Here is a 24,621-nt window from a genome sequence, read left to right on the forward strand (position 1 = left end):
ATGATGCCTTATTGTGAAGGTTCTTATAGACGCTGATGCCTGTCCAGTAGTGGATTTAGCGCTATCTATATCATCTGAGTTTGAGATAGAAACTATCTTGTTTTGCGATACATCACATCGTGTTGAACGTGATAATGTAATAACAATTATTGTACCCAAAGGTCCAGATTCGGTTGATTTTACGCTAGTGAACGCGCTTTCAAAACACGATATTGTTATTACACAGGATTACGGATTAGCAGCCATGGTTTTAGCACGAGGAGGGTATCCGATTGATCAAAATGGACGAGAAATGTCTAATGAAAACATCGAACGTTTGCTCGATATGCGCCATGTTGGTCAAAAAATTAGAAGGGCAGGTGGACGAACAAAGGGACCTAAAAAAAGAACACAAGAAAACAATATTTCGTTTGAAATGAAATTTCGACAAATTTGTGAACGAGCAATTTTAGCCCATAAACTGGAGGAATCTACAGGTGAAAAATGAACATAAACACGAACTATTCGAACAATATCCGCAGTTGAACGAACTAGCAAAAAAGGCTACTGTATTGTGGGAAAATACAAATCGGATGAAAAATCCTGAAACAACGCTCTTTACTATGGCTGAAGTGGATGATGCGGAAGCAACATTACAACGTTTTTCTTCTTATTTAAAAGTAGCATTTCCAGAGCTTCTAGAAAGTGATGGTTTAATTGAATCAACGATCAAGGAAATTCCTTCGATGAAAAGTGCTATTGAACAAGCATATGGTGTGGCGATTCCCGGCCAATTGCTTTTAAAATGTGATCATGCATTACCAATCTCTGGCTCGATCAAAGCACGTGGAGGAATTTATGAGGTATTAAAACATGCGGAAAGGCTTGCTTTGGCAAGTGGAAGACTTAAAGAAGTGGATGATTATGCAATTTTAGCAACAGAGGAATTTCAGTCGTTCTTCCAACAATATACGATTGCAGTAGGTTCTACTGGGAATTTAGGATTAAGTATCGGCATTATGGGCAAGAAGCTCGGCTTTAATGTCGTTGTACATATGTCGAGTGATGCCAAGGAGTGGAAAAAAGCCTTACTCCGTGAAAAGGGTGCTACAGTGATTGAATATGCAGCTGATTACAGTGTAGCTGTTGAGCAGGGGCGACAAGAAGCTGAGCGAGATCCAAAGTGTCATTTTATTGATGATGAAAATTCAAAAGATTTATTTGCTGGCTATGCCGTAGCTGCCAAGCGTTTAAAGCAACAGCTAGAAAGGACGAATATTTCAGTGGATGAAGCACATCCATTGTTCGTCTATTTACCATGTGGCGTAGGTGGAGGACCAGGTGGGGTTGCCTATGGATTAAAAGAAATTTACGGTGAGCATGTGCATATTTTCTTTGCAGAACCTGTCGCTTCTCCTTGTATGACGATCGGGCTGATGACAGGCTTACATGACGCAATTAGTGTAGAAGATATTGGCCTTGACAATCGAACAGAAGCGGATGGGTTAGCTGTTGGTCGTGCCTCCAAATTTGTAGGAAAAGTGATGGAGACGTATATAAGTGGTTGCTATACAGTATCAGATGAAGAGCTGTTTACATCTCTAGGATTAGCGATGGAAAGTGAAGGTTTATTTTTAGAGCCATCTGCACACGCAGGAATGTATGGAGCCATTCGTTTATTGCAACAAGGTCAATCCTATCTAGAAAAGCACGCATTAGAAAACCATCTACCACAAGCCACACATCTCGTATGGGCAACTGGCGGTAGCATGGTCCCACCTACAATGCGAGCTGCTTATTTAGCAAAGGCCAAGGAATTTAATTAAAGACGGTGTGAAGCTATGTTTGGATGGAAGCTTGACCTCTATTAGTTATATCCCACTTGAGCATGGAGTAAAGCATTCGAATAGTGAGTGAGATGCCCCGTTAAATGTATGGACCCGCTCGAATAGGTGTATGAAGCGTTCAAAAAGTGAGGTATCTCGCTCAAATTAGCGTCCATAAACGCATAACGCAACTTCAAGTTTAGTAGAAACAAAATCAAATTAAAAAACAGGTGGAGTCATTTTTCTCCACCTGTTTTTGCTGTTTAACGTTGTAGTGCTTTACGTTGTGCGGCTAAGTATACTGCTTGTGCTGCAAGGACGCCTGCTCCTGGTTCGAAATCATAGGAGAAGTCTTGTAGGGCAGCCTCAAGTAGGGAAACGGCTTGTAAAATGTCACTTGGGAAACAATAGCCCATATGGCCGAATCTAAAAATTTTACCCTGTAGAGGACCTAGTCCGCCTGCGAAATCTAAATGATAGTGTTGCTTAAGGTGCGCCAAAAATTCACCAAGATCAATTCCTTGAGGTGTTTTAATTGCTGTAATAGTTGGAGAAGCGTATTGATCTTCAGTTAATAGCTCAATGTGTAATGCTTGCATTGCATTTCGCACCATGTTTTTCATCAGGTCATGGCGGGCAACTGTTTGCGTAAAGCCACCTTCCTGTTCAATTAACTTACACACCTCATGCAGTCCGTAAATCAGTGTGATAGCAGGGGTATTAGGTGTCATGCCCTTTTCCGCCCAGCTACGATAGCTTTGAAGATTTAAATAATAAGCAGGTGTTTGATTTTCTTCAATGACTCCCCAAGCTCTTTCACTTACGCTAACAAGAGAGAGTCCAGGTGGGAGCATCATCGCTTTTTGAGAGCCTGTCACGAGAATATCAATGCCCCAAGCATCCATTTCAGCAGGAGCGCCACCAATACAGCTTACACCATCAACGATAACGAGGGCATCGGTTTCTTCACGGATGACTTTTGCTAGTTCAGCAACAGGGTTTAAAATACCTGTGGATGTTTCATTGTACGTCACAAAAACGGCTTTAATATTTTGTAATGGCTGTAAAAATGCTCGTAGTTCTTCAGCTGTGCAAGCTTGTCCCCATTCTTTTTCAAGCTTATGTACATGGAAGCCATATTGCTCACAGATCGAAACGAAATAGTCGCCAAAAGCTCCAACTGTGATGACGACAACCTCTTCACCAGCAGATACCGTATTAACAGCCGCAGCCTCAAGAGCAGCTGTCCCACCTGAAGGTAATAGTAAGATGTCCTGTGTCGTACCAAAAACAGGCTTTACTAATTCAATTGTTTCTCGGTATAATTCTACAAATTCCTGACTACGATGACTAAAAATATTCTGATTCATCGCAAGCTGTACCTTTTTTGGAATGGGTGTTGGCCCCGGATGTCTTAAAATATTTTCATGCATATTCATCAATCCCCTTTGTTAGAAATTCAAAATTTTCTAACTATAATAATAGCATATTTATGGTGCTAGCTAACTACTTTTTTGAAAAATGATGGAAGAGATTGTCATTGTGGTACAATTTTTTTAAAAAAGGAGGCAGTGTTAATGGAGACATCCATACATTATCCATTTATCTATTTCTTCTACGACACAAACCAGGTGCTAGTGTATAGAATTCAAGCGTTAGAGTATATCACAGTAGCAGATGTGATGAAGAAGGGGGAATGGCAGGGGTATGAGCTTGAGCCATCTGAATCTGTTACAGCATTTCATCATGAACGAAGGACACCTCAGCAGGGGTGGTCTCTCTTTATGGGGCAAGAAGAGCTCTATCATTTGGTAGAAATTATTAATGATTATATTCAACAGGTCATAACCACTACTTCAGCACAAGTGGTACATATTGTTTGCTCGGAATCTGCAGCAGGCTCATTACGAGCGGCACTTGCTCCACCGAAATATGTGATCGGGTTTCCAGAGGATTTGTCGATTGGACCATTGTGGAAACTCGATGAAAAAAGAGGACAGGCATTCCGTGATGAGTGGCTAAGAGAAAATATGAATGATGGAATGGATGATTTTGTAATTCGGAATAAATTGATGAACACAATCAGAGAGATACAGGATATTCCAAGCAACCTGCCGATTTACATTTGGTGTGGGTCCAATGCAGAAGAACAGTGTGGCCTTAGATTTCTTCTTTATTTATTACGTGATAAAACCAATGAAGTTGTTCTTATCAACACAGGTGAACAACGGGCTACAAACCACCAATGGAACATGGAAATGTATGAAGTAAAGCGATTGTCCGCGAAGGAGCGTCTATTTTTTCAGCAACAGTGGGAAAGTTTAGCACAGACAAAGGATATTTGTCGTCTATGGCTACATCAACAAATTCAAGCAGTCCAAGAGAGTTATTATGATAATTTGATTATGTCAACGATTGGACAACTTCATAAGGAGCAAGGGGATAGTGATTTTATACAAACAGGTGTATTTATCTCAGAGCTATTAACAAGCATGGATGCTCCCCCAAATGTCTTCTTTTTAGAATATAGAATTCGCTATTTAGTATATAGCGGGGTTTTTGAATTAAAGGGAATTCCTAAATCCATGCATCATTACTCTGTGAAATTACGTAAAAAACCTCTTTAGCCTAAGGGCATAAAGAGGTTTTAAACAATTAAGCAACGAAAGGTCTGTTCATGCGCATTAAGCCGTAGATGGCAAAAAACAATCCACCTGTTATTACCATTAAGATTGTGTATAATACTGCCTTACCTGTTTCGCCACACCAGCGGTAGAATAGGCGATACGTGAAATACAGTGTAAAGCCTGCCGCTCCTAAAGAAGCCAGAATACCGATAAATGGAATAAACGAAACAATGATCAAGCCTGCATAAATAAGCGTATTTTTTAAAGCTGTTGCACGTATTGTTTCTCGAGTATCCCCACCAGCTGTCAGCAGGAAGAGACTATATACATTAATAATGGGAATCCAAGCAATATAGGCTACATCTCCAAAACCATTTGTTTTAGATGTCATAAAATAAATAAGTGCACTAATAATGTAGGCAATTAAACCAATAGCAAGAGCGGCTAGTATAAAGATAAAAAATAAACCACCCATGGCTGCATCTAAATCTGAGTAATAATAAGAATCATTATAGTCATAATTCATCAGAAAAACCTCCCTTCATATGAAAATACCTCCTAATCATAACAATCCTCAAGTGTTTAAGCTACAACAAATTAGATGTAATATTTAGTAGAAATCACACAAATGTACTAGAATGAAGTTGATTATTTAAGACTTTAATGATGATTTTTTGAGTGCCTTATGATAAAAATGCAAAAAATATCCTTGGGAACATGATTATGCTAGTTTTTGAGAATCATTTTCCGTTTTATTCATTTCAAAAAGTACGTACAAAAACATTACTATCCTATGATGGTAGATGCCCAAGAAATGCCACAAAAAATAAAAATAGCCATCTTAACTACATTATAAGATGACTATTTTCACGTGTATTAAATGAATTTGGCGATGTGCTCAAGTTCAATGCGGGAAGAATTGTAAGCAGGTGCGGCTGCCTTACCAATCGCAATTAAAATAACTGGGACGATATGGTCAGCTAATTCAAATCGTTGAGCAAAGGCTTCTTTATTAAATCCACCCATCGGCACTGTATCATAGCCCATGTCTTTAGCTAGTAGCATGATTTGCATGGAAATTAGACCAGCATCAAATGTAACGATATTTTTCAACACTTCTTGGGGAAGTTGAGAATATAGATTGATCGAGTTGTTAATCATTAACTCTTTTGTTGACTCATTGATGTAGCCAAGATCGAAGTTCTTTGTATAGACAGCCTCGGCATTTTCGTACATTTTTGTATCACCTAAAACAGCAATAATCGCTGAGGAAGTTTCTACTTGTTCTTGGTTATTGGCAATAGCACGTAGCTCTTTTTTGACCGCTTCATCCTGAATTACTAAGAAGCGCCAAGGCTGTAGGTTACTAGACGACGGAGCAGACGTTGCTTCTACAAGTAATTCTTCTAATTGTTGCTGCGGGATTTTAAAGTTTTCATCGTATTTACGAACGGATTTACGCTCATGTATAACTTTAGTTAAAGAACTTTTTGTCATTGTCATTATTTTGTCTCCTTCATGGTATGATGCGTTTTTTACTATACGATAAATGAATTCATTTTCCAAGTAAATTGCTCGAATTAAAGAGTCTTGAATCTAGGATTTAAAAGTTACAAAAAAAACATATTTTTGTTGGTATAATCCATTTATACTAGAGATTGAATAGAGCAATAATAATAGATATGGAGTGAAGGTGAATGAAAAAGCTATTAGGAAATTTAAATATTATGGCAAAAATCGCAATGCTTATTCCTGTCATTACTGTTTTTTTAGGTGGTATGACCTTCCTTAACTATTTGAACGTATCCAATGAACTTGAAAGCTCTATTGAAAATGAAATGTCTATACTAGCGGATGACGTTGCAGGTTCCGTTGAGGGCAAACTGCATGCACACATTCAGCTCATAAATAGTGCAAAGACAACAATAGAATCAGCTGACAGTATGATGACCAGAGAGCAATTTATTCGCTACGTACAGCAGCTATTGCCTTTCAATAAGGAAACGTATGGTATGGGATTATGGTTAGAGGAGGATATGGCAAATGGACAAATTTTTGGGCCTTATGCCTATAAGGAAGAAGAAAAAATTGTCTCCACGGATGCTTATGAAGATCCTGCCTATCATTTTCACGAGCAAGAATGGTATCGCAATAGTATCCAATCGAATAAGGTAGTTCATACAGCACCTTATTTTGATGAAGCTCTTGGGGAAATGTTTATCTCATTTGGTACACAAATTGTCAAAGATTCTAAGCCCATTGGCGTTATTACAGGGGATTATGTATTAGATTCAATTCAATCCATTGTTTCTGACGTGAAAATTCGTGAGAGTGGTTATGCATTTTTAATTGATGATAGTGGAAAAATTTTAACGCACCCTGATGTAAATAAAGTGAATAAAGAAACGATCCAGCAGTTGTTGAACATGCCTGTGGAGCAGATTTCTGATCAAAAAAAGTTAATACATACAAGCAGTGAGGGTAGTGATTTTACCTTACAATTTATGCAAATACAAGATATGCCGTGGAAATTAGTTTTACTGGTTCCGACAACTGAGCTTTACGGCGAAATACAGGCCATGCTCCAACAGCAAATCGTGATCAGTGTCGTTCTAATTTTACTAATCGCAATTAGTATTTATTTCCTTGCTCGTTACATCCGTGGGGAAGTGAAAACGATGAATACGCATTTAGGCTATCTTGCTACGGGTGATTTAACGCAACAAATGGCCGTTCATACAAAGGATGAATTTGGTGAAATGGCGCAGTATTATAATGACTCTGTGGAAGCATTAGGTTCGATGATGCAGCGCATTGTAGCTGAAACCGAGACAGTTGCTTCTACTGCAGAGGAATTAACGGCAAGTGTGCAAGAGGTTAATAAAACTGTCACAGAAGTTGCGATTTCTATGCAAGAGGTGGCAGAAAATACGAGTTCACAACAACAAGTGAGTGGGGAGTTAGAGGGTGTAACAACACAACTAGGTGGGGATATGAAGACCGCCATGGACGATTTACATGAAGCAGTCCAACAATCGCAAAAAACCTCTGAACTTGCTACTGGCGGATCACAAAAAATACATGGTTTCGTGAATGATATTGTCCACCTACATGCACAGGTTGACAGTAGTGCCAATCTTGTGAATGGCTTGAAGGAGCATTCGCTTCAAATAGAGCAGATGAGTCAGCTCATTTCGGCTATTACCGACCAAACTAATTTACTGTCACTTAATGCTGCCATTGAGGCAGCACGAGCAGGGGAAGCAGGGAAAGGCTTTGCTGTTGTTGCAGGAGAGGTCAAAGCACTAGCTGAACAAACTAGCCGTGCTTCGTTAGATATTGCAAAGGTTGTGCAGACGATTCAGGAACAAATGAATGACGCGGTAGAGATGATGGAGCAAAGTCGAAAAATAGCCCATCAAGGCATTGGTTCTGTTCAACAAGCAGGCATGACCTTCGATACAATTGCCAGTGCAATTGAAGGCCTCCAAAACACCATGCAAAAGACAAGCAAAACGACATCTGATGCTTTTGAAAAGTTGCAGGCAGTAACTGAAAAAGTACAGGCAATTAGCAAACAGGCACTTGCAACAAATGATCATACATTAAATGTATCAGCCATAACGGAAGAGCAGGCATCAACGATGAATGAGATGTCCATAGCCTCTGAGCAGTTAGCACAACTTGCTCAAAATTTGCAAGAAGAAGCAACTAAATTCACGATTTAATGGTAAGGTGTACATCTAGATTTAGGTGTACACCTTTTTAAGATCTAAATGAAAAAGCTTCCCACTGTACATTTTTCTTAGGTGCAGCCGATTTGAAATGCTTGATCATTTTTTCAGGTCCACATATATAAATACTAGTTTGTGGAGAGATGGATAACTCATCAACAGAGAGTCTATTGCGCTGTGTTGTATCTATAAACGTGACAGTAAAATGGTCGTTTGCCAGTGCATAATCCTCTAAAAAATCTTTGTAGATGACATTGTCTTGCCCGTGAAAAGAATAATATAAGTCAATTTTTTTATCAGGCTTCGTGTGTAAATAGGCAAGAAATGGGGTGATGCCCATACCACCTGCAATCCATAGCTGCTGTGCATTCCCGTTGCCGAAGTCAAAATGACCATAGGGGCCATCTACAGCAACCTCTGTATGGACCTGAATAAGGTTGTAGACCTCTTTAGTATAATCTCCAATAGCTTTTATCGTAAGATTAATTTGTTGTCCACACCCCCCAGAAATAGAGAAGGGATGTGGTGCTTTTTCGATACCCTCTTGAAAGACTTTCAGAAAAAGAAATTGTCCTGGTCGATAATCCAGCTGTTTTGTAAGCTTCAACTTAATTTCCAATATCTCAGGGGTCAGCCTTTGAATGGATGAAATCTGACCTTTATATGGAAAGAACATATCCTGATACATTGTCAGCATATAAAGAGCTGACATAAATCCAATCGTAGTTGTTAATGCTGTAAAAATCCCTAAAGCTGAGGGCTGTAATAAATCATAGTGGCTAGAAAAATAAGCATGGTAAATACCCAATGCATAGGGCACAAGTAATAAACGATGAAGCCAGCGCCAATGTTCGTACTTCAGGAATTTTGCAATAAAGGCAAGAATGATTAGAAAGATAAAGCCATATTGAGCAAGCTCGCCAAGATCTTTTGCGAATTCGTTGAGTGGCGTTTGTTGTGTTAGCTCTTCATCAGGAATCATTTTTTGTAATTGCCCGTGAATAAGAATCAATACAAGTGAAAGGATTGCTAGTAATTTATGATAAAAATAGACATGCTCAAGACCACTAAACCAATGCTCCAACATTTTTATTCTTGTAGCTAATAAGAATACAAGAAATAAACAAGTTATGGCTAAGCCTCCAATGACATGACTTAGTGTGTTCAACGGATGGATCGGTGCCATCGGTTTGCTAAAATACCAAAGCAAAGCACTACCACACAAAATGCTGAAAATAAAAAGTATCCCTTTATACGCTCTCATATTTAACCTCCATCACTATGTTTATCCATAATTTAATTAGCTATACAATCAGAGAGGAAAAAAGTTTCGAGCGTACGTTCGGAATGTATGTTCCCTTTTGTGTCGAATTATGTTACATTAAGAAGGAAAAATAAGAGAAAAGGAGTGGAAGTAATTTATGCAAGGGAATACCCATATCGTTGGGGGCATTACAGCAAGTCTTGCCTTTGCACAGTTTTCAAATGATAACCCACTTGTCTTAGTTGGTGCGGGGGTTATTGGTGCGTTACTTCCAGATATTTGTCATAGAGGTAGTAAAATAGGTCGGACATTTCCCCTCATCGCGAAGCTAGTGAATACAGTATTTGGACATCGTTCCTTTACACATAGTTTGTTATTTTTAATAAGCATGATGGTGTTATTACATATGTTGATTCCTTATCGAGCGATATCTATTGGAATAATTATCGGAATGGCTAGTCATATCATACTTGATATGTGTACAAAAAAAGGGGTCAAACTATTTTTCCCTGCGACTGTCTCCATTCGTTTTCCACTTACAACGAAAACGGGTAGCAAGGTAGAAGGTGTCGTACTGATGTTGTTATCGATGCTATCTATCTATTTCAGCTATGAATTAATTGTAAGATTTATTGATGCGATATAAATAAGAAAAGCCCCAGTAATCGTTTACTGGGGCTTTTCATGTTAGTCTACCTGTACCTCTTCAACAGTTTGCTCTACCTCGGCACGAGTCATTTTTTCTCGTCCTTCTTGCATTGCCTTTAATGTTTTGTGCGCTAAGGCAAGTGGTAGGCGACAGAACAGCAGAATAGTACGTTTATTGATATCCTTCATATATAAATCTGCTTTGGCTAAATTTTCTTCTGCATACGCAAATAAATCCGCACGTGTCCATCCCTCTGGTACGAAACTTACACCACGTTCATCTAAATCCTCATGCTGATTACGTAAGATGTTGACAGCCTGCAATCCACGGCCGTAGCCTATTGCTAGCTCGCGATCCGTTTGAACGCCTGCACCCCATGCCCAAAGCTCAGACAGCATCGTCCCTACAAGCCCAGCCACGTAGTATGTATAATCGTCTAAATCCTCACGTGTGCGGACCTGCCAATTCGCCTTTGCCCATTTTGCCATCCCAAAAGCCATTTCACTTGTGGAAGCCTGTACAATTTTTCTGGATTCCTCAGGACAAAATGTCAGCCAATCTGCTAAACGAAGGGATACTTCAGGTAATTGCTCTGCATAAGGTGCGAGTAATGACTGATAGGCTTCGTTATTGAAATTGTCCTTTAGTAATTCACTCGTTGCTGACAGTAAATCAATTTTGACATCATTAGAAAGTTCTTCATGGTCTTCAATTTCATCAATGGCACGCATTGCTAAATAGGCTGCAGCCACTGATATCTTTAAATCATTTTTTAAAAATGTAATAGGTATATAAAACGTGCGGCTTGTATCTTTCAAAACCTGCATCGCTTCTTTGTAAAGTCTTTTTTGCTCGTTCACTTGTATTCCTCCGTTCAAATGGTTCCACATCTATAGTATATCGTATCGTAAAAATAGGGAAAGATAAAACAGATTGTTCATATTTAAAGAGATATTCTTTGAAAACGTTTCCTAAAAGTGATATAGTTTAACGGTAAACTATTTAAACTTATACTTTCATTGTGGACGAAAGTATAAGTTAAACCACATTACAGAAGAGAGGAAGTTTAGAAAAATGGGACGTTTAGATAACAAAATTGCGATGATTACTGGTGGCGCATCTGGTATGGGTGCAGCAATGGCGAAATTGTTTGCCCAAGAGGGTGCTACGGTAATTGCAGCTGATATTAATGAAGATAACCTAGCAAAAATTTCTGAGCTTGACCATGTAGAGGGGATGAAATTAGATGTTTCCTCTGACGAAAACTGGGCAGAAGTGACGAAAGCCATTGTGGAGAAATATGGTCGCATTGATATTTTAATTAACAATGCTGGTATTTCATCAGAAAAAGGACCAGATCAAATTACACAAGCGGATTGGTCAATCATGCATAATATCAATGCTTTTGGACCTTTCTTGGGCATTAAACATGCCTCTAACTATATGAAAGAAGCTGGAAAAGGCTCTATCGTTAATACATCCTCTTACACGGCGATTATTGGTGCAGGCTTTAATGCTTATACAGCTTCTAAAGGATCATTACGTGCGATTGCTCGTGCAGCGGCATCAGAGCTTGGTGCTTTCAATGTTCGTGTCAATACAGTATTCCCTGGTGTCATTGAAACACCAATGACTGCTAAATTATCAGAAGCAAAAGAAGCAATGGATATGTTAGTAAGAGCGACACCAATGGGACGCCTTGGTCAACCAGAAGAAGTAGCGAATGCTATTTTATTTTTAGCATCTGATGAAGCTTCTTACATTACAGGTGCTGAGCTTGTCATTGATGGTGGCTATTCAGCACGCTAATTAATCGTTTTAGGAAAGTGAAAGTGCCTGTTCAAGCAGTGCATTTTCACTTTTTTTGCATTATTTCACGAGCCACCCCAAACGCCTTGCATTTTACTTAGGAATACAATTTTCCCAATATGATAGGCATCGTGCCTAGTTAAACTCCTCATTTCAAGCACTATTAAGCGTTCTTCTGGAATCTGCCTATATAAATTTTCGTTAAATTTCAAAAACAGCATTATGCTTTAACAAAGCTTTATTTTTTTAGTAGAATGATGATAAAGCTTTCTAAATGCAATATAACATTCAGCTATCCAATAGAAAAAATTTGATATTTTCCATGATTTTTTAATGAAAGTTTACGAAGTTATTGCACAATCATTTCAACAGCGTTAAAGTTTAGAAAGGGCGAAAATGTCATTACACAATTTGGGGGATTGTACTAAGCGTTTTGCTTTTGTACGAACAAATTAATTGGTCAGGATTTTGGCACACAAAAAAACTCCTTGCAAAATCCTTCGTACCAAAGAGGGCATGTACTTTAATAGTTGCCTTAATCATCGCGTAAACTGCAATCATTACATGACAAAGTTGCGTAATAAAAACAAAGGAGAATTGTATGCCAAAGGCTATAGGTATTGATGCAGGCGGCACATTGACAAAGGTTGCTTATTTAGATCAACACAATGAACTTGTTTTAACAACCTTTCCGTCTAATGATTTACAGTCTGTAAAAAAATGGATTATTGATCATCCAGATATTGAGGATATTGGTGTTACGGGGGGACGTACAGAGCAATTACTTGATGTCATTAAAACAATGAAATCGATTCATTATATAGTGGAATTTGAAGCAACATTAAAGGGTGTCCGATTTTTATTAAATAAAGAAGGCTACTTTTTTGAGCGTAGTATGATTACCAATATTGGGACAGGCACTTCCATTCATTACATGGAGGGCAATACCCATATTCGCGTTGGCGGGACAGGCGTTGGTGGAGGGACATTAATTGGATTGTCAGCGCTTACAACAGGGGTTACAGATTACAATGAAATACGAGAAATGGCTGACAATGGCCATCGTGAGCGCATTGATTTATTAGTTAAGGACATTTATCAGGGAATGGATACACCTATTGACGGTCATTTAACTGCAAGTAATTTTGGGAAAGTGGGCATTACACGGTCCATGAAACATCCAGCAGAGGATATTATAGCGACGGTTCAGGGTCTAGTAGGCGAAGTAATTACAACGCTTAGCATTCAATATGCGGAAGAAAAAAAAGCACAACATATTGTTTATATTGGATCAACGCTCAGTAATAATGCTCATCTTGCCCGTGTGATTGCAAATTATACACGCACAAAGAAGCATACACCTGTTTTTATTAACGATCATGGTTTTTCAGGTGCTGTTGGAGCATTGCTGAACATTACAGAATATACAATTGTCTAGGGATAGATAGGAATGAACATGACTAATACACATTAGTCATGTTCATTTTTTTACAATTTGCGAAGAAACTGATCTACATAGTAACGCCTCTATTTGAACAAATTATGTGCAGGAGGTGATGTTACGTGGGCAAACGTAATAATCGAAATAACAGTAAAACCATGAATATGCGAACACATAATCCTTTTGGGACCTACAAAAGCAAAGATCTTGATCGAAGTAATAGCAATAATAACAATCCAAATGACAACTTAAACGAAGAATTCGCAGCAGAATTTGATGCGAAAGCTAAAAATAAAAACAATAAAACGAATCATGATAAAAACCAGCAGTCCAATAAAACGAAATAGCGGAGGTACAAATCATGGCAAAAAAGAGAAAAACAAGCTTTAAAAAGAAAAAGAAGGAAGATACTCATAAAAAGAATGATCGTGAGGAGTACTCAGCAGAGTTTAACCAAGTCATTCATAATAACCCTCAACAGCCAAAGCAATAAAGACAAGCTGCTCCAAAGCTTTTTGGAGCGCTTATTTTTTTAAAGGAGTGATTCGAGTGAGGAAGTTGTATTTACTTGGGATTATGCTTGTTTGTCTTACTGTGTTCATACAAACAGCAATGGTCGCAAATGCACAACAAGAAACACCAGCCTATGCCAAATGGGGACAACTGGCCATCAAAGAGGTAAAGGCAAAATATCCTTCAGCCAAAATTATCGATTATTTGCATGAGGGTAAAGAAGTACATGGGGCGTCAACAATCGAAAAGTTTAAGCTTTGGCTCAAGCAACCCGATAAGGAATTTGGTGTCTATGTAAGAATTAGTTATCAAAGTGCAACACAAAAGGTAGAAAAAATTGAATTACAAGAAAGCACGTCATAAAAAAAAGGATGCCCAGAAAAGGCATCCTCATTCATTTAATTTTCAAGCTTTTGAATAAACGCACGCATCAAGCCTGGCAAATCAGGCCATGCATGTCCACTTACTAAATTGCCATCTGTATGAAGATTGGCATCAATATAAGTAGCGCCAGCCACTTGCACCTCTGGCTTGCAAGCAATATAGGATGTCAGCTCACGTCCTTTTAGCACTTCAGGAATCGTTGCGAAAATTTGTGCCGCATGACAAACGGCTGCAATCGGTTTATTCGTTTCGAAAAAGTGGGATACGAGTGATGGCACATGCTCATTCAAACGAATGTATTCTGGCGCACGACCACCAGGAATAATCAATCCATCAAAATGGGTTGGATCAACATCAGCAAAAGAAGCATGTGCCTCTAAACCATAGGCAGGTCGCTCGATGTATGTATCGACGCCATCTACAAAATCGTGTAGTACAGTTTGTAATTTCTTAGCTGATGGTGCTGCAATTGTGACATCATAGCCTGCCTCAAGACAACGATAATAAGGATAAAAAATCTCTAAAGCCTCTACGGCATCTCCTGCAAGTATTAAAACTTTTTTCCCCATGATTCCATCTCCTTTACATTGAAAGTTTATTAACTTTTATTCGACACATGCAAAAAATTTCCTGCTCCTGGTCAAGCCATCTTGGCAAATTACTTCCTTTACAAAGAAAAAAATGAAGCGTATAGTATTTGTTTAGCTAGGTAAATAATTTTAGGAGGTAGATAGTGATGAATCCAATTTTCCATGCTTTATTCCAAAAAAATCGCTATTTAACTAATTGCTTAAATGAAGTGCTGAAGCAGCATCATTTATATAGTTCTCAGTGGACCATTTTATATTGCTTACATAAAAATGGACCGATGACACTGACGCAAATTTGGAAATATTTAAATGTGGAAGCGCCAAGTATCACCAGGGCGATTACAAGGCTTGAGGCATTGGGCTGGGTACAACGATTAGATGGTGAGGATAAACGAGAAAAGATAGTGACTTTATCCACACAAGCAGAGGAGCGCCTACCAGCCATTACAGCGACTATTCGAGCGTTTGAGGAGGAAATGGTAGGATCTTTAACTGCTGAGGAACAAGAGCAATTTCTGAAGCTATTGGAAAAAATGAAGGGTTGATGGACATGCAGCGAGAAGAGAATACACAAATATGGACGAAGCGTTTCATTAGTCTATTTTTAACGAATATCTCAGTTTTTTTTGTATTTTATGGACTTGTAACGACTTTACCGCTTTACGCAATAGGGGAGCTACATCAGACAGATAAGGAGGCAGGGCTTCTATTGTCTGGTTTTTTATTGTCAGCAATCATTGTACGTCCGTTTTCAGGAAAACTGTTGGATGTATTCGGTAAGAAAAAACTGTTAGTCCTCTCAATCGTGGGCTATTTTATATGTACTGTCTTATATTTATTTATTCATCCATTCGGCCTTTTACTTGGTCTACGTTTTATACAAGGGATTTTCTTTAGTATTATTACAACAGCTGCAGGATCTTTAGCGGCTGATATCGTTCCAGCTAAACGAAAAGGGGCAGGCCTTGGCTATTTCACGATGTCTACAAATCTAGCTGTCGTTATTGGTCCATTTATCGGACTATTATTAATACAATACAGTACCTTTAACGTATTGTTCATCGTTATGAGTATCTGTATTCTAGCAGGAGGAATTCTAGCGTTAACGGTCAATACCGATGATTTACCGAAACCTGCACATGAAGGGAAACTTACCTTTAAATTTGATGATTTGTTTGAGCGAAAGGCGTTACCTGTTGCTGCGATTGCTAGTTTAGTAGCCTTTTCGTATGCCAGCGTTTTATCCTTTTTATCGGTCTATGCACAGCAAAAGGGTTTAATGGCTGTGGCCAGTCTTTTTTATGCCGTGTTTGCTGCATCCATGTTAATTACGCGTCCGTACACAGGTAAACTTTATGATACGAAGGGGCCACAATTTGTTATTATTCCCGGCATTATCTCCTTCGCCATCGGGCTTGTTATGCTCGCTTTTGTAGAAGGGCCTGTATTATTTTTGAGTGCTGCTATTTTTGTAGGCTTCGGCTATGGTGCTGTGACGACAAGCTTGCAAGCATTAGCCGTTCAATCCACAGCCATCCAGCGAAGTGGCTATGCTACAGCAACCTATTTTACGATGTTTGACCTTGGGATCGCACTAGGTTCCTATATTTTAGGAATGGTAGCCGTGCAGGCTGGCTATGCTTCAGTCTACTTGTCAGGTGCAGGCTTACTAGGGGTTGTCTTTGTTATTTATCTATTACGACTTGCAAAAATGAAACCGAAAAAGGTAGTGAATATATAGTAAAACAGTTGAGCCTGTCCCAACTGTTTTTATGATTATAGGCAATCCTGTAGCGTGGCCGTTTTTGACCAAAATATGGTATAATAAGAGAGTAACTAGATAGAGGTTTCATGGGCGGTTGGCACAATTTTAACCTATCTCATTCAACTTATGGAAGAGAAAGGAGTTGATGCCTTTGACTATTTTTGAAGCAATGATGATTGCAATAAGTCTTTCTACACTTATTGTTTCTGTACTTGCATTGTCATTTACTTTTACACAAAAAAAGTAAACCGCCCCTGCCTCGCCAGCATGTGAGATGGTTTACTTTCATCACTTTGCAAATCGCCTTTGAAGCGATTCGTCTTGTTACTAGGACCATTGGTGTTCCAGCACCAATGGTCTTATTTACTTATATACATCTTCACTAAGAATTATAACATGGATAAACAGTTTTTTTCAATTAATGTAAATTTAATTGTCATTGACTACAATGATTTTTGGGAAACAAAATATATGGAACCTAAATGGCTTGAGTGGGCAAAACAGCCACAATCAATTGCGCAGGCAGGACTAACTTATTCGAAGGATATTTATGACTTGGAAAGGGTTTGAATCATTAAGAGGAATAAGCGTTGGCATTATAGCACACCATACAGATATCGAAAAGACAGTTATACGTGATTTATTTGCTAATGAGACGGGTTATGCGACCCCAAAAATAGATATTCGGGCGTTGGTTTTTAAGGACAATAAAATATGAATGGTTAAAGAAAAATGGATGGTGATTGGTCATTACCAGGTGGCTGGGGCGACATCGGCTTTACACCTAGTGAAGTAGCCATCAAAGAAAAGAAAGAAGAATCGGGATTTGATATAAAAGCAATCAAACTCATAAGTGTATTTGATAAGAAGTGCCTCCCTCATCCACCATCTCTCTACCATGCCTATAAAATGTTTATCCAATGTGAAATCATTGGAGGACGTGCAGAAGAAGGTATGGAAACTAACGCTGTTGCGTTCTTTGCAGAAAATGAAATGCCCTCTCTATCAATGGCTAGAAATACAAGTCACAACTAAAGTTAGCTTTTCGTCATTTAAATAATCTACATTTACCTACCTATTTTGATTGATATCTCAAGCTGAATAATATGAATTGTATATTTGACGATTAAAGGAGAGCCGCTCAAACCTGCTTTCCTTTTTTATTGTTTTCCTTGAATTTGTATTTGACATCAAGTGTGCATAAAGGAAAACACTAAGAAAATCTTAAGAATTGATGTCTGAGTTTGTTAAGATTTAATTAGTATTATATCCTTATACGAATCCTATAGGGGTGATTGACATGAACCTAAAGCGCTGGAGGAGTGAATGTAGTTGAACATTTTGATTTGTGATGATGATAAAGAAATTGTTAGGGCGATTAGCATTTATTTAGAAAATGAGGGCTATCAAGTATTCAAAGCTTACAATGGGATAGAGGCAATCGATCTTATTCGGGATCACGTTATTCATCTTATTATTATGGATATTATGATGCCCAAAATGGATGGGATTACGGCGACGATGAAGATTCGGCAAGATAATATGATTCCGTTAATTATGCTTTCTGCTAAATCGGAGGATTATGACAAAATACTGGGATTAAATATCGGAGCAGATGATTATATGGCTAAGCCGTTTAATCCATTAGAACTTGTGGCTAGAGTGAAATCGCAGCTCAGAAGGTATACGACCTTTGGAAGTCTCGAGAGAAGTAGTGCTGTATTTCAAACGGGTGGTCTTGTGATTGATGATGAACAAAAAGTCATTACTGTTGATAAACAAGAGGTTCATTTGACACCAGTGCAATATAAAATCTTAAAACTTCTGACTGCCAATGCTGGAAGAGTATTCACGATTGAAGAAATTTATGAAAAGGTATGGAATGTCAGGGCTATTAATCCTGAAAATACGGTTTCGGTTCATATTCGAAAGATTCGAGAAAAAATTGAAATTAATCCAAAAGAGCCGAAGTATTTAAAAGTTGTATGGGGAGTTGGGTATAAGGTTGAGAAAGTTGAGAAGTATTAGTCATGCACTTATTACGAAAGTAGTTATGTTTCTAATTGCTGTTGCTTGTTTAACTGGTATAGCGAGAGTAATGATTAACATGGAATTTAATGAGATTCATCTTAGTAGTATAAATCAAGATACCTATTTTGAAAGCCGAGCATTCGCAGATGAAAGTTACAGCATTATTGCTCCTTTAGCGCAATTAATCGGAAAATATAAAAGTGAAGAATATATTTTAAGTGGAAAGACACTAACAGAAGAGGATAATAGAAGAATCGAAGAGGAATTATATTATGATTTCCGTAATTCTTACAGATATAATCCTAATGTGAGTGAAGAGGAAAATAAGCACATCTATCAAGAAAACTATGCAAAAGACATTGCTAGAACAAAAGATGAAAGTATGAAAGAACAGGTAAGAAATTTTTATCAATTACGCAGTTCGCTCGAAGCCTATGAAGGAATTGTGTTTTATGCAAGTGACGGTGAACATGAGTTCTCCAATAGTGATCTCACTAAGAAAGAGCAATTTGAATCCTTTGATGCCTATATGTTATTTAAAGATTATCAACAAAAGCTTTACCCTAATGAAGTGAAAGAAAGTCAATACTTGGATTACTTTACACACGAAGTTAACATGTTGAACCCACAGACAGATGTTATTTATGTGGCTTTTAAAGACTCTTACCTACAGCAAAAAATATCGGAATGGGAAAAAGATAAAGCGGCTGCCCAAGGTTTTCTGAATGAATGGATGGTATTTCTAGCAGGATTTATTTTTTGTTTTGTATATTTAATTATAGTTATTGGAAGAACGCCATTTGATAAAGAAGAAATTCATTTCCATGTCATTGATAAACTTTATAATGACCTTAATATTGTGCTTATCGGTTGCTTAACAGCGATGTGGATCGCCATGATTGTTGAAGTCTTCCGTGATATGTACATGTTCTTCACCGTGCCTATTTTTATCATTGGCTTACTATTGATTTTATCACTCGTAAAGCATATTAAAAATAGAACGTTCTTTCAGCATACACTCCTCTATCAACTTTTTAAAAAGCTATTTATTTTAGTGAAACATGTTTTTGACAGTGGCAGTACAGGCGTGAAAATTGTGCTACTAGTAATTGGTTATCCATTAGTAGTAGCGGCTACGTTTTTCATGTTTCCCATTACGATGGGGATAGCTGCCTGGTTGGCAATGAGAAAGGTGAAGTCGTTTAACCGCATTAAAGAGGGCGTAGAGCAAATTAAAAATGGAGATCTTCATCATCGAATTGAAGTTGATGGAAATGGGGAGTTTAATCAACTTGCAGAAAATATTAATCGTATTACAGATGGGTTAAAAAAGGCAGTGGATAGTGAAATCAAGAGTGAGCGTTTAAAAACAGAACTTATTACGAATGTTTCGCATGATATTAGAACCCCTTTAACGTCAATTATTACGTATGTTGATTTATTGAAATTAGAAAACGATCCTAAAATGATTGCAGAATATGTAGAGGTGTTAGATCAAAAATCGAAAAGACTCAAGCTTTTAACGGATGATTTATTTGAAGCGGCTAAAGCATCAAGTGGTAGTATACCTGTTCAGTTAGAACGGATTGATATCGTATCATTACTAACGCAAGGAATTGGAGAAATGGATGAAAAAATTGAAGCCTCGTCATTAGATTTTAAGTTAGCCCATCCAACAGAAAAAGTGTATGTGAAGGCTGATGGTAAACTCCTATGGCGTTCCATCGAAAACTTATTCTCGAATATTTTTAAATACGCACTCCCTACCTCAAGGGTATATATTGGTGTTGAAGATTTAGGGAATGAAATACTTGTGACATTTAAAAATATTTCAGCATATGAATTAAATATTTCAGTAGATGAGTTAATGGAACGCTTTAAACGAGGCGACGAATCAAGGTCAAGTCAAGGTAGCGGATTAGGGTTGTCGATTGCTGAAAGCCTTATTCACATCCAGAATGGCAAATTCTTAGTTCAAGTAGATGGTGATTTATTTAAGGTCATGATTTATCTACCGAAATTCCCAAATGAATAATGTAATAAAGGAATAGGATACATGCGTGTCCTATTCCTTTTCTGTTGTTGAAAGAAGATCATGTTACTAGAAAAAGACCTTTTAGCAAGGTGAGGGGTTGATTTCCGTTCCGCCAGCGTCCTTTCCAAGGGGCGTCCGATGAGCCGCTTCACTCACTTCCGTTCGCTCCAGGGTCTCCTCAGTGACGCTAAAACCCCTAGGAGTGACGCTGGCTCCACTCCAATCAACCATTCTGCAAAATGTCTTTACTTTTTTCATACTAGCATAGCGATCAAATAGCCCATTATCTGTATTCTTAGAGGGGATAAGCTCTTATTATTTTTAAGGTGGAGAAGTGATGCGTGACAACACCTCTTCATAAAGAGTAGTGAATAACTTCACTTTATTTGAAAACCTTTTCTAAAAAGGTAACACTTTTGTAGGTTTGCGTGGAAGGCTTGACTCCCGTAGGATAGCCTCTAAACGAAGCGGCTCGGCGCTCGCCCATAGGAAAGCAAGTAGCCTGCAACGGAAATCCATTTTCACCTTTCACAAAAATTCTATTGATTGTTTTGTTTTTCAACACTTTAAAAGGAATAGGATCCATGCATGTCCTATTCCTTTTGTGTAAGTAAAGAACTGTATAAAAAAGAGAGCGACATGAGCCAGCTCTCCTTCAAATTAGTTAAGATTCTTTCGTAAAAACGCTTTTGTACGGTCGTTTTGTGGGTTTGTAAAGAAGTTGTCTGGATGATCAGATTCGATAATTTGACCACCATCCATAAAGACTACCTTATTTGCTACCTCTCGTGCAAAGCCCATTTCGTGTGTCACAACAATCATCGTCATGTGGTCCTCTGCTAGGCTTTTCATAACCTTTAATACTTCACCTGTCAGCTCAGGATCTAAGGCAGAGGTAGGTTCATCAAATAATAAAATTTGAGGATTCATCATTAGAGCACGTGCAATTGCTACACGCTGTTTTTGGCCACCAGAAAGATTGGCTGGATAAGCCTTGGCCTTGTCGGCAAGACCAATTTTTTGTAGTAGATCTTGACAGCGTTTTGTAATGGCTTCTGCCGATTCTGCTTTTAATAAGCTTGGTGCCATTTCAAGGTTTTGCTGAACGGTTAAGTGGGGGAACAGGTTAAAGTGTTGAAAGACCATTCCCATTTTAGCTGTGATTGCTTTGATGTCTTGTGGCTTTGTATATCGACCATCTTGCACTAAATAATCGCCATCTACTACAATACTGCCACCATCGATTTCTTCTAAATGTATTAAGCTTCGAAGCATTGTACTTTTCCCAGATCCAGAGGGACCGATAACTGCAATGACATCATTCTTCTCTACTGAAAATGTGATTTGTTTCAGAACCTCCACCTGATCGAAAGATTTCTTCAAATTGGTTACTTCCATTAATGCCATATGTGTCACCTCTATTCGAATTTAAAGCGTTTTTCTAGCCATTTAAAGAACACGGTCAATACAAGGGTCATGACTAAGTAAATTGCACCAGCAATAAAGAACGGTGTAATTGTGAAGTCACGATTGACAGCTGTTTGCGCAAAATGTAGTAATTCTGGAACAGCAACTGCATAAAGTAGGGCTGTATCCTTGATTAGTGTAACGGATTCATTTGATAAAGCAGGTAAGGCGACACGAAACATTTGTGGCAAAATAACACGTGTCGTCGTTTGCCATTTGGATAAACCGAGTACCTGGGCTGCCTCATATTGTCCTTTGTCGATGGCAAGAAGACCACCACGGAATATTTCTGCAAAGTAGGCAGCATAATTTAAAATAAAGCCAAGACAAGCGGCCACAAAACGATCGAGTACTAAATATTCACCGATTACTGGCAGCATAGGTAAACCAAAGCAAATTAATAATAATTGTAGTAATAGTGGTGTACCACGCATGATATAAATATACGTATGTGCAAGCCAAGCGAGTGGTTTTATCCGACTTTTTACGGCAAGTGTTAGTAAAAAGCCGAATGGAATCGATACCAGAATGGCGATGAAAAACAGTAAAACTGTCATTTTTGCCCCTTCTAGCATCGGTAATATCATAGTTTGCCAGTAATCCGCCATAACGATGTCCCTCCAAAAAGAGTAAGAGTTCCGCTAAGGAAACTCTTACAGTTGATGTATCCTGTCATTATTTTAATACTTTATCTTCACCGAACCATTTTGTTGAAATATCAGCCGCAGTACCGTCTTCATTCATTTTGTCTAACGCGGCTTGTAGTTTTTCTAATAAGGCTTCATTTCCTGGTTTCACACCAATACCGTATTGCTCAGGTGCGAGTGATTCCTCTAATAATTTGAATGTGTTAGGCTCTTGTGTCATGTAATATTCTGCAACTACAGCATCGATTACCACAGCATCAACACGGCCTGTTTTTAAGTCTGATAATGCTAAAACATTATCCGCAAATTCTGTCATTTTTTTCACTTCTTTGTGAATTGGGTTACCGTTTAATGCATCTGCCGCAGAAGAAAGGGATTGAATACCTACTTCTTGTCCAGCTAAATCACTTAGCTTCGTAATCTTTGAATCTGCCTTTGTTATCACAACTTGAGAGTTTTCAAGATAAGGCTTTGTAAATAAAACTTTTTCCTTACGTTCATCTGTAATGGTATAACCGTTCCATATTAAATCAATACGTCCACTTAATAATTCAGCCTCTTTTGTTTTCCAATCGATTGGCTGGAATTCTGCTTCAACGCCCATATGCTCTGCTGCAGCACGAGCTAAATCAATATCGAATCCAACGATGTCATTTTTATCATCGCGGAAGCCCATTGGTGCAAATTTATCGTCGATTCCAATAATCATTTTTTCTTGATCTGCTGCTGTTTCGTCTTTTTCTGCTGTCTTTTCTTTTGAAGAGCCGCACGCTGCTAAAACGATGACAGCTGTCAGCATCATAAATAAAGTCACTACACGTTTCATTTTTGTTTCCCCCTATAATCTATCGCTTTCGCTTGCTAAACTACTAATGTGTTAAAGGATAACATCGTCCTCTAACAATGTCAATATCGTTTTGGATTAATCAGAAAATGAGTGGCGTTTTCTAGCATTTTTTTGAATATCATAAAATAATGAGATTGGGGGATAGTAAATAACTGAAGAATAGGGATAAGAAAAAGGGACTGCTCCAATAGAACAGTCCTGTGAAATGAAGCTAGGCATTTTTGCTTTGGATTGCTTTTCGTGCCAAGGCATCAGCCGCTTTGTTTTGTGAGTCGGGCACCCATTTGATAAAGAATAAATCAAAGCTAGTGGCAAGCGCTAAAGCTTTTTCTAAATAAGGTTTAAATTCCTCATTTTTCACATATTCTTTTTCCATAGAAGCAACAACGATTTTGGAATCTGAACGCACCGAGACAAGAGGGGAGCCTAGCTTTTGTGCTTCTTCAAGACCACGAACCAATGCCGAAAATTCAGCAATATGGTTGTTTGTTTCACCAATATACTCGCTGATTTGGATATGGTGACCTTCACCTTTAATAAATACTCCTATCCCACTTGGCCCAGGATTTCCTGCACTGGCAGCATCTATATAAACTTCTAACATATTATCCCTACTTTGCGTTTTGACTTCATTATAATTGTACAACAAGGCTATGGTTTAAAGCATCCTTGTGGGCAATTCGTGTTTGAAAAAAATACGTAGGAAGTAAACAAAATAGTTGCTTGTTGAAATTGAACGCTTCATAATAGTATGAAGTGAATTTTGGACGTGAAAGGAGCGAGAGTTCAACATGGATAAAGTGACGGTTATGAAGGATATTGATGAACTGCATGATACGTATTGTTCGGATTGCTTAGTGATTAAGCAATTACGTAAAGAACGTGGTAAACCAGGGGCTCATCGTTTCTGCATTGAAGCCTGTTCAGTTGGAGAAAAGCTACAGTTCCTAGGGGAAGAACTTTTAAAAGTTTATAGTAAATAAACACATGAGAAAAAGCTACATGTATTAGCA

Annotated in this window: 26 protein-coding genes and 1 pseudogene; 16 read left to right on the top strand and 11 right to left on the bottom strand. The window is 38.2% G+C overall.

Annotated features, from left to right (window positions below; genetic code table 11):
• The first annotated feature begins 13 nt into the window (after positions 1-13).
• Positions 14-487, top strand: a complete 474-nt coding sequence (locus tag LCP48_RS08300; protein WP_004269357.1) for a YaiI/YqxD family protein — start codon at positions 14-16, stop codon at positions 485-487.
• Entirely contained in the window at positions 477-1,805 is a 1,329-nt protein-coding gene (locus LCP48_RS08305) for a D-serine ammonia-lyase (RefSeq protein WP_225340850.1), read from the top strand. The genes LCP48_RS08300 and LCP48_RS08305 overlap by 11 nt, the downstream gene beginning before the upstream one ends.
• A gap of 263 nt (positions 1,806-2,068) precedes the next feature.
• Here the strand turns inward: LCP48_RS08305 and LCP48_RS08310 are convergent, their stop codons facing one another.
• Complete coding sequence (locus tag LCP48_RS08310) at positions 2,069-3,238, bottom strand: pyridoxal-phosphate-dependent aminotransferase family protein (RefSeq protein WP_009370474.1); 1,170 nt, start codon at positions 3,236-3,238, stop codon at positions 2,069-2,071.
• A 144-nt stretch (positions 3,239-3,382) separates the two neighbouring features.
• Between LCP48_RS08310 and LCP48_RS08315 the strand changes: the two genes are divergently transcribed.
• Positions 3,383-4,432 (top strand): DUF1835 domain-containing protein, encoded by a 1,050-nt coding sequence (locus LCP48_RS08315; RefSeq protein WP_004269360.1) that lies wholly within the window; start codon positions 3,383-3,385, stop codon positions 4,430-4,432.
• Between the two features lie 28 nt (positions 4,433-4,460).
• Here the strand turns inward: LCP48_RS08315 and LCP48_RS08320 are convergent, their stop codons facing one another.
• Together LCP48_RS08320 and LCP48_RS08325 are read right to left on the bottom strand one after the other, a co-directional pair.
• The gene (locus LCP48_RS08320; RefSeq protein WP_004269361.1) at positions 4,461-4,958 is read right to left on the bottom strand and encodes a hypothetical protein; all 498 of its coding nucleotides are present in this window, start codon (positions 4,956-4,958) and stop codon (positions 4,461-4,463) included.
• A gap of 350 nt (positions 4,959-5,308) precedes the next feature.
• Positions 5,309-5,935: a nitroreductase family protein gene (locus tag LCP48_RS08325; RefSeq protein WP_004269362.1), complete on the bottom strand. Its 627-nt coding sequence runs from the start codon at positions 5,933-5,935 to the stop codon at positions 5,309-5,311.
• 194 nt (positions 5,936-6,129) lie between these two features.
• On the opposite strand from LCP48_RS08325, the gene LCP48_RS08330 reads away from it, so the two are divergent.
• The gene (locus tag LCP48_RS08330; protein ID WP_225340851.1) at positions 6,130-8,160 is read left to right on the top strand and encodes a methyl-accepting chemotaxis protein; all 2,031 of its coding nucleotides are present in this window, start codon (positions 6,130-6,132) and stop codon (positions 8,158-8,160) included.
• A gap of 37 nt (positions 8,161-8,197) precedes the next feature.
• Here the strand turns inward: LCP48_RS08330 and LCP48_RS08335 are convergent, their stop codons facing one another.
• A complete protein-coding gene (locus tag LCP48_RS08335; RefSeq protein WP_004269364.1) occupies positions 8,198-9,430 on the bottom strand; it encodes a ferredoxin reductase family protein in 1,233 nt (410 codons plus the stop codon).
• A gap of 157 nt (positions 9,431-9,587) precedes the next feature.
• Here LCP48_RS08335 and LCP48_RS08340 point away from each other — a divergent pair, with 157 nt between their 5' ends.
• Positions 9,588-10,076: a metal-dependent hydrolase gene (locus tag LCP48_RS08340; protein ID WP_004269365.1), complete on the top strand. Its 489-nt coding sequence runs from the start codon at positions 9,588-9,590 to the stop codon at positions 10,074-10,076.
• Between the two features lie 41 nt (positions 10,077-10,117).
• Here LCP48_RS08340 and LCP48_RS08345 read toward each other — a convergent pair whose 3' ends face one another.
• A complete protein-coding gene (locus tag LCP48_RS08345) occupies positions 10,118-10,939 on the bottom strand; it encodes a squalene/phytoene synthase family protein (protein WP_009370471.1) in 822 nt (273 codons plus the stop codon).
• 214 nt (positions 10,940-11,153) lie between these two features.
• On the opposite strand from LCP48_RS08345, the gene LCP48_RS08350 reads away from it, so the two are divergent.
• The 5 genes from LCP48_RS08350 to LCP48_RS08365 all read left to right on the top strand — a co-directional run bounded on the left by LCP48_RS08350 (position 11,154) and on the right by LCP48_RS08365 (position 14,205).
• The gene (locus tag LCP48_RS08350; RefSeq protein ID WP_004269367.1) at positions 11,154-11,888 is read left to right on the top strand and encodes an SDR family NAD(P)-dependent oxidoreductase; all 735 of its coding nucleotides are present in this window, start codon (positions 11,154-11,156) and stop codon (positions 11,886-11,888) included.
• Between the two features lie 601 nt (positions 11,889-12,489).
• Positions 12,490-13,326, top strand: a complete 837-nt coding sequence (coaW, locus tag LCP48_RS08355) for a type II pantothenate kinase (RefSeq protein WP_009370470.1) — start codon at positions 12,490-12,492, stop codon at positions 13,324-13,326.
• 125 nt (positions 13,327-13,451) lie between these two features.
• Complete coding sequence (locus LCP48_RS08360; RefSeq protein ID WP_004269369.1) at positions 13,452-13,676, top strand: hypothetical protein; 225 nt, start codon at positions 13,452-13,454, stop codon at positions 13,674-13,676.
• 14 nt (positions 13,677-13,690) lie between these two features.
• Positions 13,691-13,822 (top strand): hypothetical protein, encoded by a 132-nt coding sequence (locus tag LCP48_RS23305; RefSeq protein WP_004269370.1) that lies wholly within the window; start codon positions 13,691-13,693, stop codon positions 13,820-13,822.
• A 56-nt stretch (positions 13,823-13,878) separates the two neighbouring features.
• Positions 13,879-14,205: a DUF3889 domain-containing protein gene (locus LCP48_RS08365; RefSeq protein WP_009370469.1), complete on the top strand. Its 327-nt coding sequence runs from the start codon at positions 13,879-13,881 to the stop codon at positions 14,203-14,205.
• A 35-nt stretch (positions 14,206-14,240) separates the two neighbouring features.
• On the opposite strand, the gene LCP48_RS08370 is transcribed toward LCP48_RS08365, so the two are convergent.
• A complete protein-coding gene (locus LCP48_RS08370) occupies positions 14,241-14,795 on the bottom strand; it encodes a DJ-1/PfpI family protein (protein ID WP_225340852.1) in 555 nt (184 codons plus the stop codon).
• A 167-nt stretch (positions 14,796-14,962) separates the two neighbouring features.
• On the opposite strand from LCP48_RS08370, the gene LCP48_RS08375 reads away from it, so the two are divergent.
• The 5 genes and pseudogenes from LCP48_RS08375 to LCP48_RS08395 all read left to right on the top strand — a co-directional run bounded on the left by LCP48_RS08375 (position 14,963) and on the right by LCP48_RS08395 (position 20,647).
• On the top strand, positions 14,963-15,361 hold the full coding sequence (locus LCP48_RS08375) for a MarR family winged helix-turn-helix transcriptional regulator (RefSeq protein WP_004269373.1): 399 nt from the start codon (positions 14,963-14,965) through the stop codon (positions 15,359-15,361).
• Positions 15,361-16,557 carry an MFS transporter gene (locus LCP48_RS08380; protein ID WP_009370464.1) on the top strand — a complete coding sequence of 399 codons (1,197 nt, stop codon included), beginning with the start codon at positions 15,361-15,363 and terminating at the stop codon, positions 16,555-16,557. Before LCP48_RS08375 ends, LCP48_RS08380 begins: the two co-directional genes overlap by 1 nt.
• Before the next feature lie 495 nt (positions 16,558-17,052).
• Positions 17,053-17,669: pseudogene (locus tag LCP48_RS08385) on the top strand (NUDIX hydrolase).
• A gap of 244 nt (positions 17,670-17,913) precedes the next feature.
• Positions 17,914-18,609: a response regulator transcription factor gene (locus LCP48_RS08390; protein WP_004269376.1), complete on the top strand. Its 696-nt coding sequence runs from the start codon at positions 17,914-17,916 to the stop codon at positions 18,607-18,609.
• Entirely contained in the window at positions 18,587-20,647 is a 2,061-nt protein-coding gene (locus LCP48_RS08395; protein ID WP_225340853.1) for a HAMP domain-containing sensor histidine kinase, read from the top strand. The genes LCP48_RS08390 and LCP48_RS08395 overlap by 23 nt, the downstream gene beginning before the upstream one ends.
• A 382-nt stretch (positions 20,648-21,029) precedes the next feature.
• Here LCP48_RS08395 and LCP48_RS08400 read toward each other — a convergent pair whose 3' ends face one another.
• From LCP48_RS08400 to LCP48_RS08420, 5 genes are all read right to left on the bottom strand, one after another.
• A complete protein-coding gene (locus tag LCP48_RS08400; protein WP_004269378.1) occupies positions 21,030-21,233 on the bottom strand; it encodes a hypothetical protein in 204 nt (67 codons plus the stop codon).
• Positions 21,234-21,307: 74 nt separating this feature from the next.
• Positions 21,308-22,054 (bottom strand): amino acid ABC transporter ATP-binding protein, encoded by a 747-nt coding sequence (locus LCP48_RS08405; protein WP_202341762.1) that lies wholly within the window; start codon positions 22,052-22,054, stop codon positions 21,308-21,310.
• 11 nt (positions 22,055-22,065) lie between these two features.
• The gene (locus LCP48_RS08410) at positions 22,066-22,722 is read right to left on the bottom strand and encodes an amino acid ABC transporter permease (RefSeq protein ID WP_004269380.1); all 657 of its coding nucleotides are present in this window, start codon (positions 22,720-22,722) and stop codon (positions 22,066-22,068) included.
• A 67-nt stretch (positions 22,723-22,789) separates the two neighbouring features.
• The gene (locus tag LCP48_RS08415; protein WP_004269381.1) at positions 22,790-23,587 is read right to left on the bottom strand and encodes an amino acid ABC transporter substrate-binding protein; all 798 of its coding nucleotides are present in this window, start codon (positions 23,585-23,587) and stop codon (positions 22,790-22,792) included.
• Positions 23,588-23,819: 232 nt separating this feature from the next.
• Positions 23,820-24,212 (bottom strand): ribonuclease HI family protein, encoded by a 393-nt coding sequence (locus LCP48_RS08420; RefSeq protein WP_004269382.1) that lies wholly within the window; start codon positions 24,210-24,212, stop codon positions 23,820-23,822.
• A 187-nt stretch (positions 24,213-24,399) separates the two neighbouring features.
• Between LCP48_RS08420 and LCP48_RS08425 the strand changes: the two genes are divergently transcribed.
• Positions 24,400-24,591, top strand: a complete 192-nt coding sequence (locus LCP48_RS08425) for a zinc-finger domain-containing protein (protein WP_004269383.1) — start codon at positions 24,400-24,402, stop codon at positions 24,589-24,591.
• The last annotated feature ends 30 nt before the right edge of the window (positions 24,592-24,621 follow it).

Origin of the sequence: Lysinibacillus capsici (genome assembly GCF_020217405.1) — a bacterium.
GTDB classification, from domain to species: domain Bacteria; phylum Bacillota; class Bacilli; order Bacillales_A; family Planococcaceae; genus Lysinibacillus; species Lysinibacillus capsici.

Bases quoted from the DNA above. Each gene is read 5' to 3' on its own strand.
- LCP48_RS08310 (WP_009370474.1), bottom strand. From the start codon at position 3,238: ATGCATGAAAATATTTTAAGACATCCGGGGCCAACACCCATTCCAAAA.
- LCP48_RS08315 (WP_004269360.1), top strand. From the start codon at position 3,383: ATGGAGACATCCATACATTATCCATTTATCTATTTCTTCTACGACACA.
- LCP48_RS08320 (WP_004269361.1), bottom strand. From the start codon at position 4,958: ATGAATTATGACTATAATGATTCTTATTATTACTCAGATTTAGATGCA.
- LCP48_RS08325 (WP_004269362.1), bottom strand. From the start codon at position 5,935: ATGACAATGACAAAAAGTTCTTTAACTAAAGTTATACATGAGCGTAAA.
- LCP48_RS08330 (WP_225340851.1), top strand. From the start codon at position 6,130: ATGAAAAAGCTATTAGGAAATTTAAATATTATGGCAAAAATCGCAATG.
- LCP48_RS08335 (WP_004269364.1), bottom strand. From the start codon at position 9,430: ATGAGAGCGTATAAAGGGATACTTTTTATTTTCAGCATTTTGTGTGGT.
- LCP48_RS08340 (WP_004269365.1), top strand. From the start codon at position 9,588: ATGCAAGGGAATACCCATATCGTTGGGGGCATTACAGCAAGTCTTGCC.
- LCP48_RS08350 (WP_004269367.1), top strand. From the start codon at position 11,154: ATGGGACGTTTAGATAACAAAATTGCGATGATTACTGGTGGCGCATCT.
- coaW (WP_009370470.1), top strand. From the start codon at position 12,490: ATGCCAAAGGCTATAGGTATTGATGCAGGCGGCACATTGACAAAGGTT.
- LCP48_RS23305 (WP_004269370.1), top strand. From the start codon at position 13,691: ATGGCAAAAAAGAGAAAAACAAGCTTTAAAAAGAAAAAGAAGGAAGAT.
- LCP48_RS08370 (WP_225340852.1), bottom strand. From the start codon at position 14,795: ATGGGGAAAAAAGTTTTAATACTTGCAGGAGATGCCGTAGAGGCTTTA.
- LCP48_RS08375 (WP_004269373.1), top strand. From the start codon at position 14,963: ATGAATCCAATTTTCCATGCTTTATTCCAAAAAAATCGCTATTTAACT.
- LCP48_RS08380 (WP_009370464.1), top strand. From the start codon at position 15,361: ATGGACATGCAGCGAGAAGAGAATACACAAATATGGACGAAGCGTTTC.
- LCP48_RS08400 (WP_004269378.1), bottom strand. From the start codon at position 21,233: ATGGATCCTATTCCTTTTAAAGTGTTGAAAAACAAAACAATCAATAGA.
- LCP48_RS08405 (WP_202341762.1), bottom strand. From the start codon at position 22,054: ATGGCATTAATGGAAGTAACCAATTTGAAGAAATCTTTCGATCAGGTG.
- LCP48_RS08410 (WP_004269380.1), bottom strand. From the start codon at position 22,722: ATGGCGGATTACTGGCAAACTATGATATTACCGATGCTAGAAGGGGCA.
- LCP48_RS08415 (WP_004269381.1), bottom strand. From the start codon at position 23,587: ATGAAACGTGTAGTGACTTTATTTATGATGCTGACAGCTGTCATCGTT.
- LCP48_RS08420 (WP_004269382.1), bottom strand. From the start codon at position 24,212: ATGTTAGAAGTTTATATAGATGCTGCCAGTGCAGGAAATCCTGGGCCA.
- LCP48_RS08425 (WP_004269383.1), top strand. From the start codon at position 24,400: ATGGATAAAGTGACGGTTATGAAGGATATTGATGAACTGCATGATACG.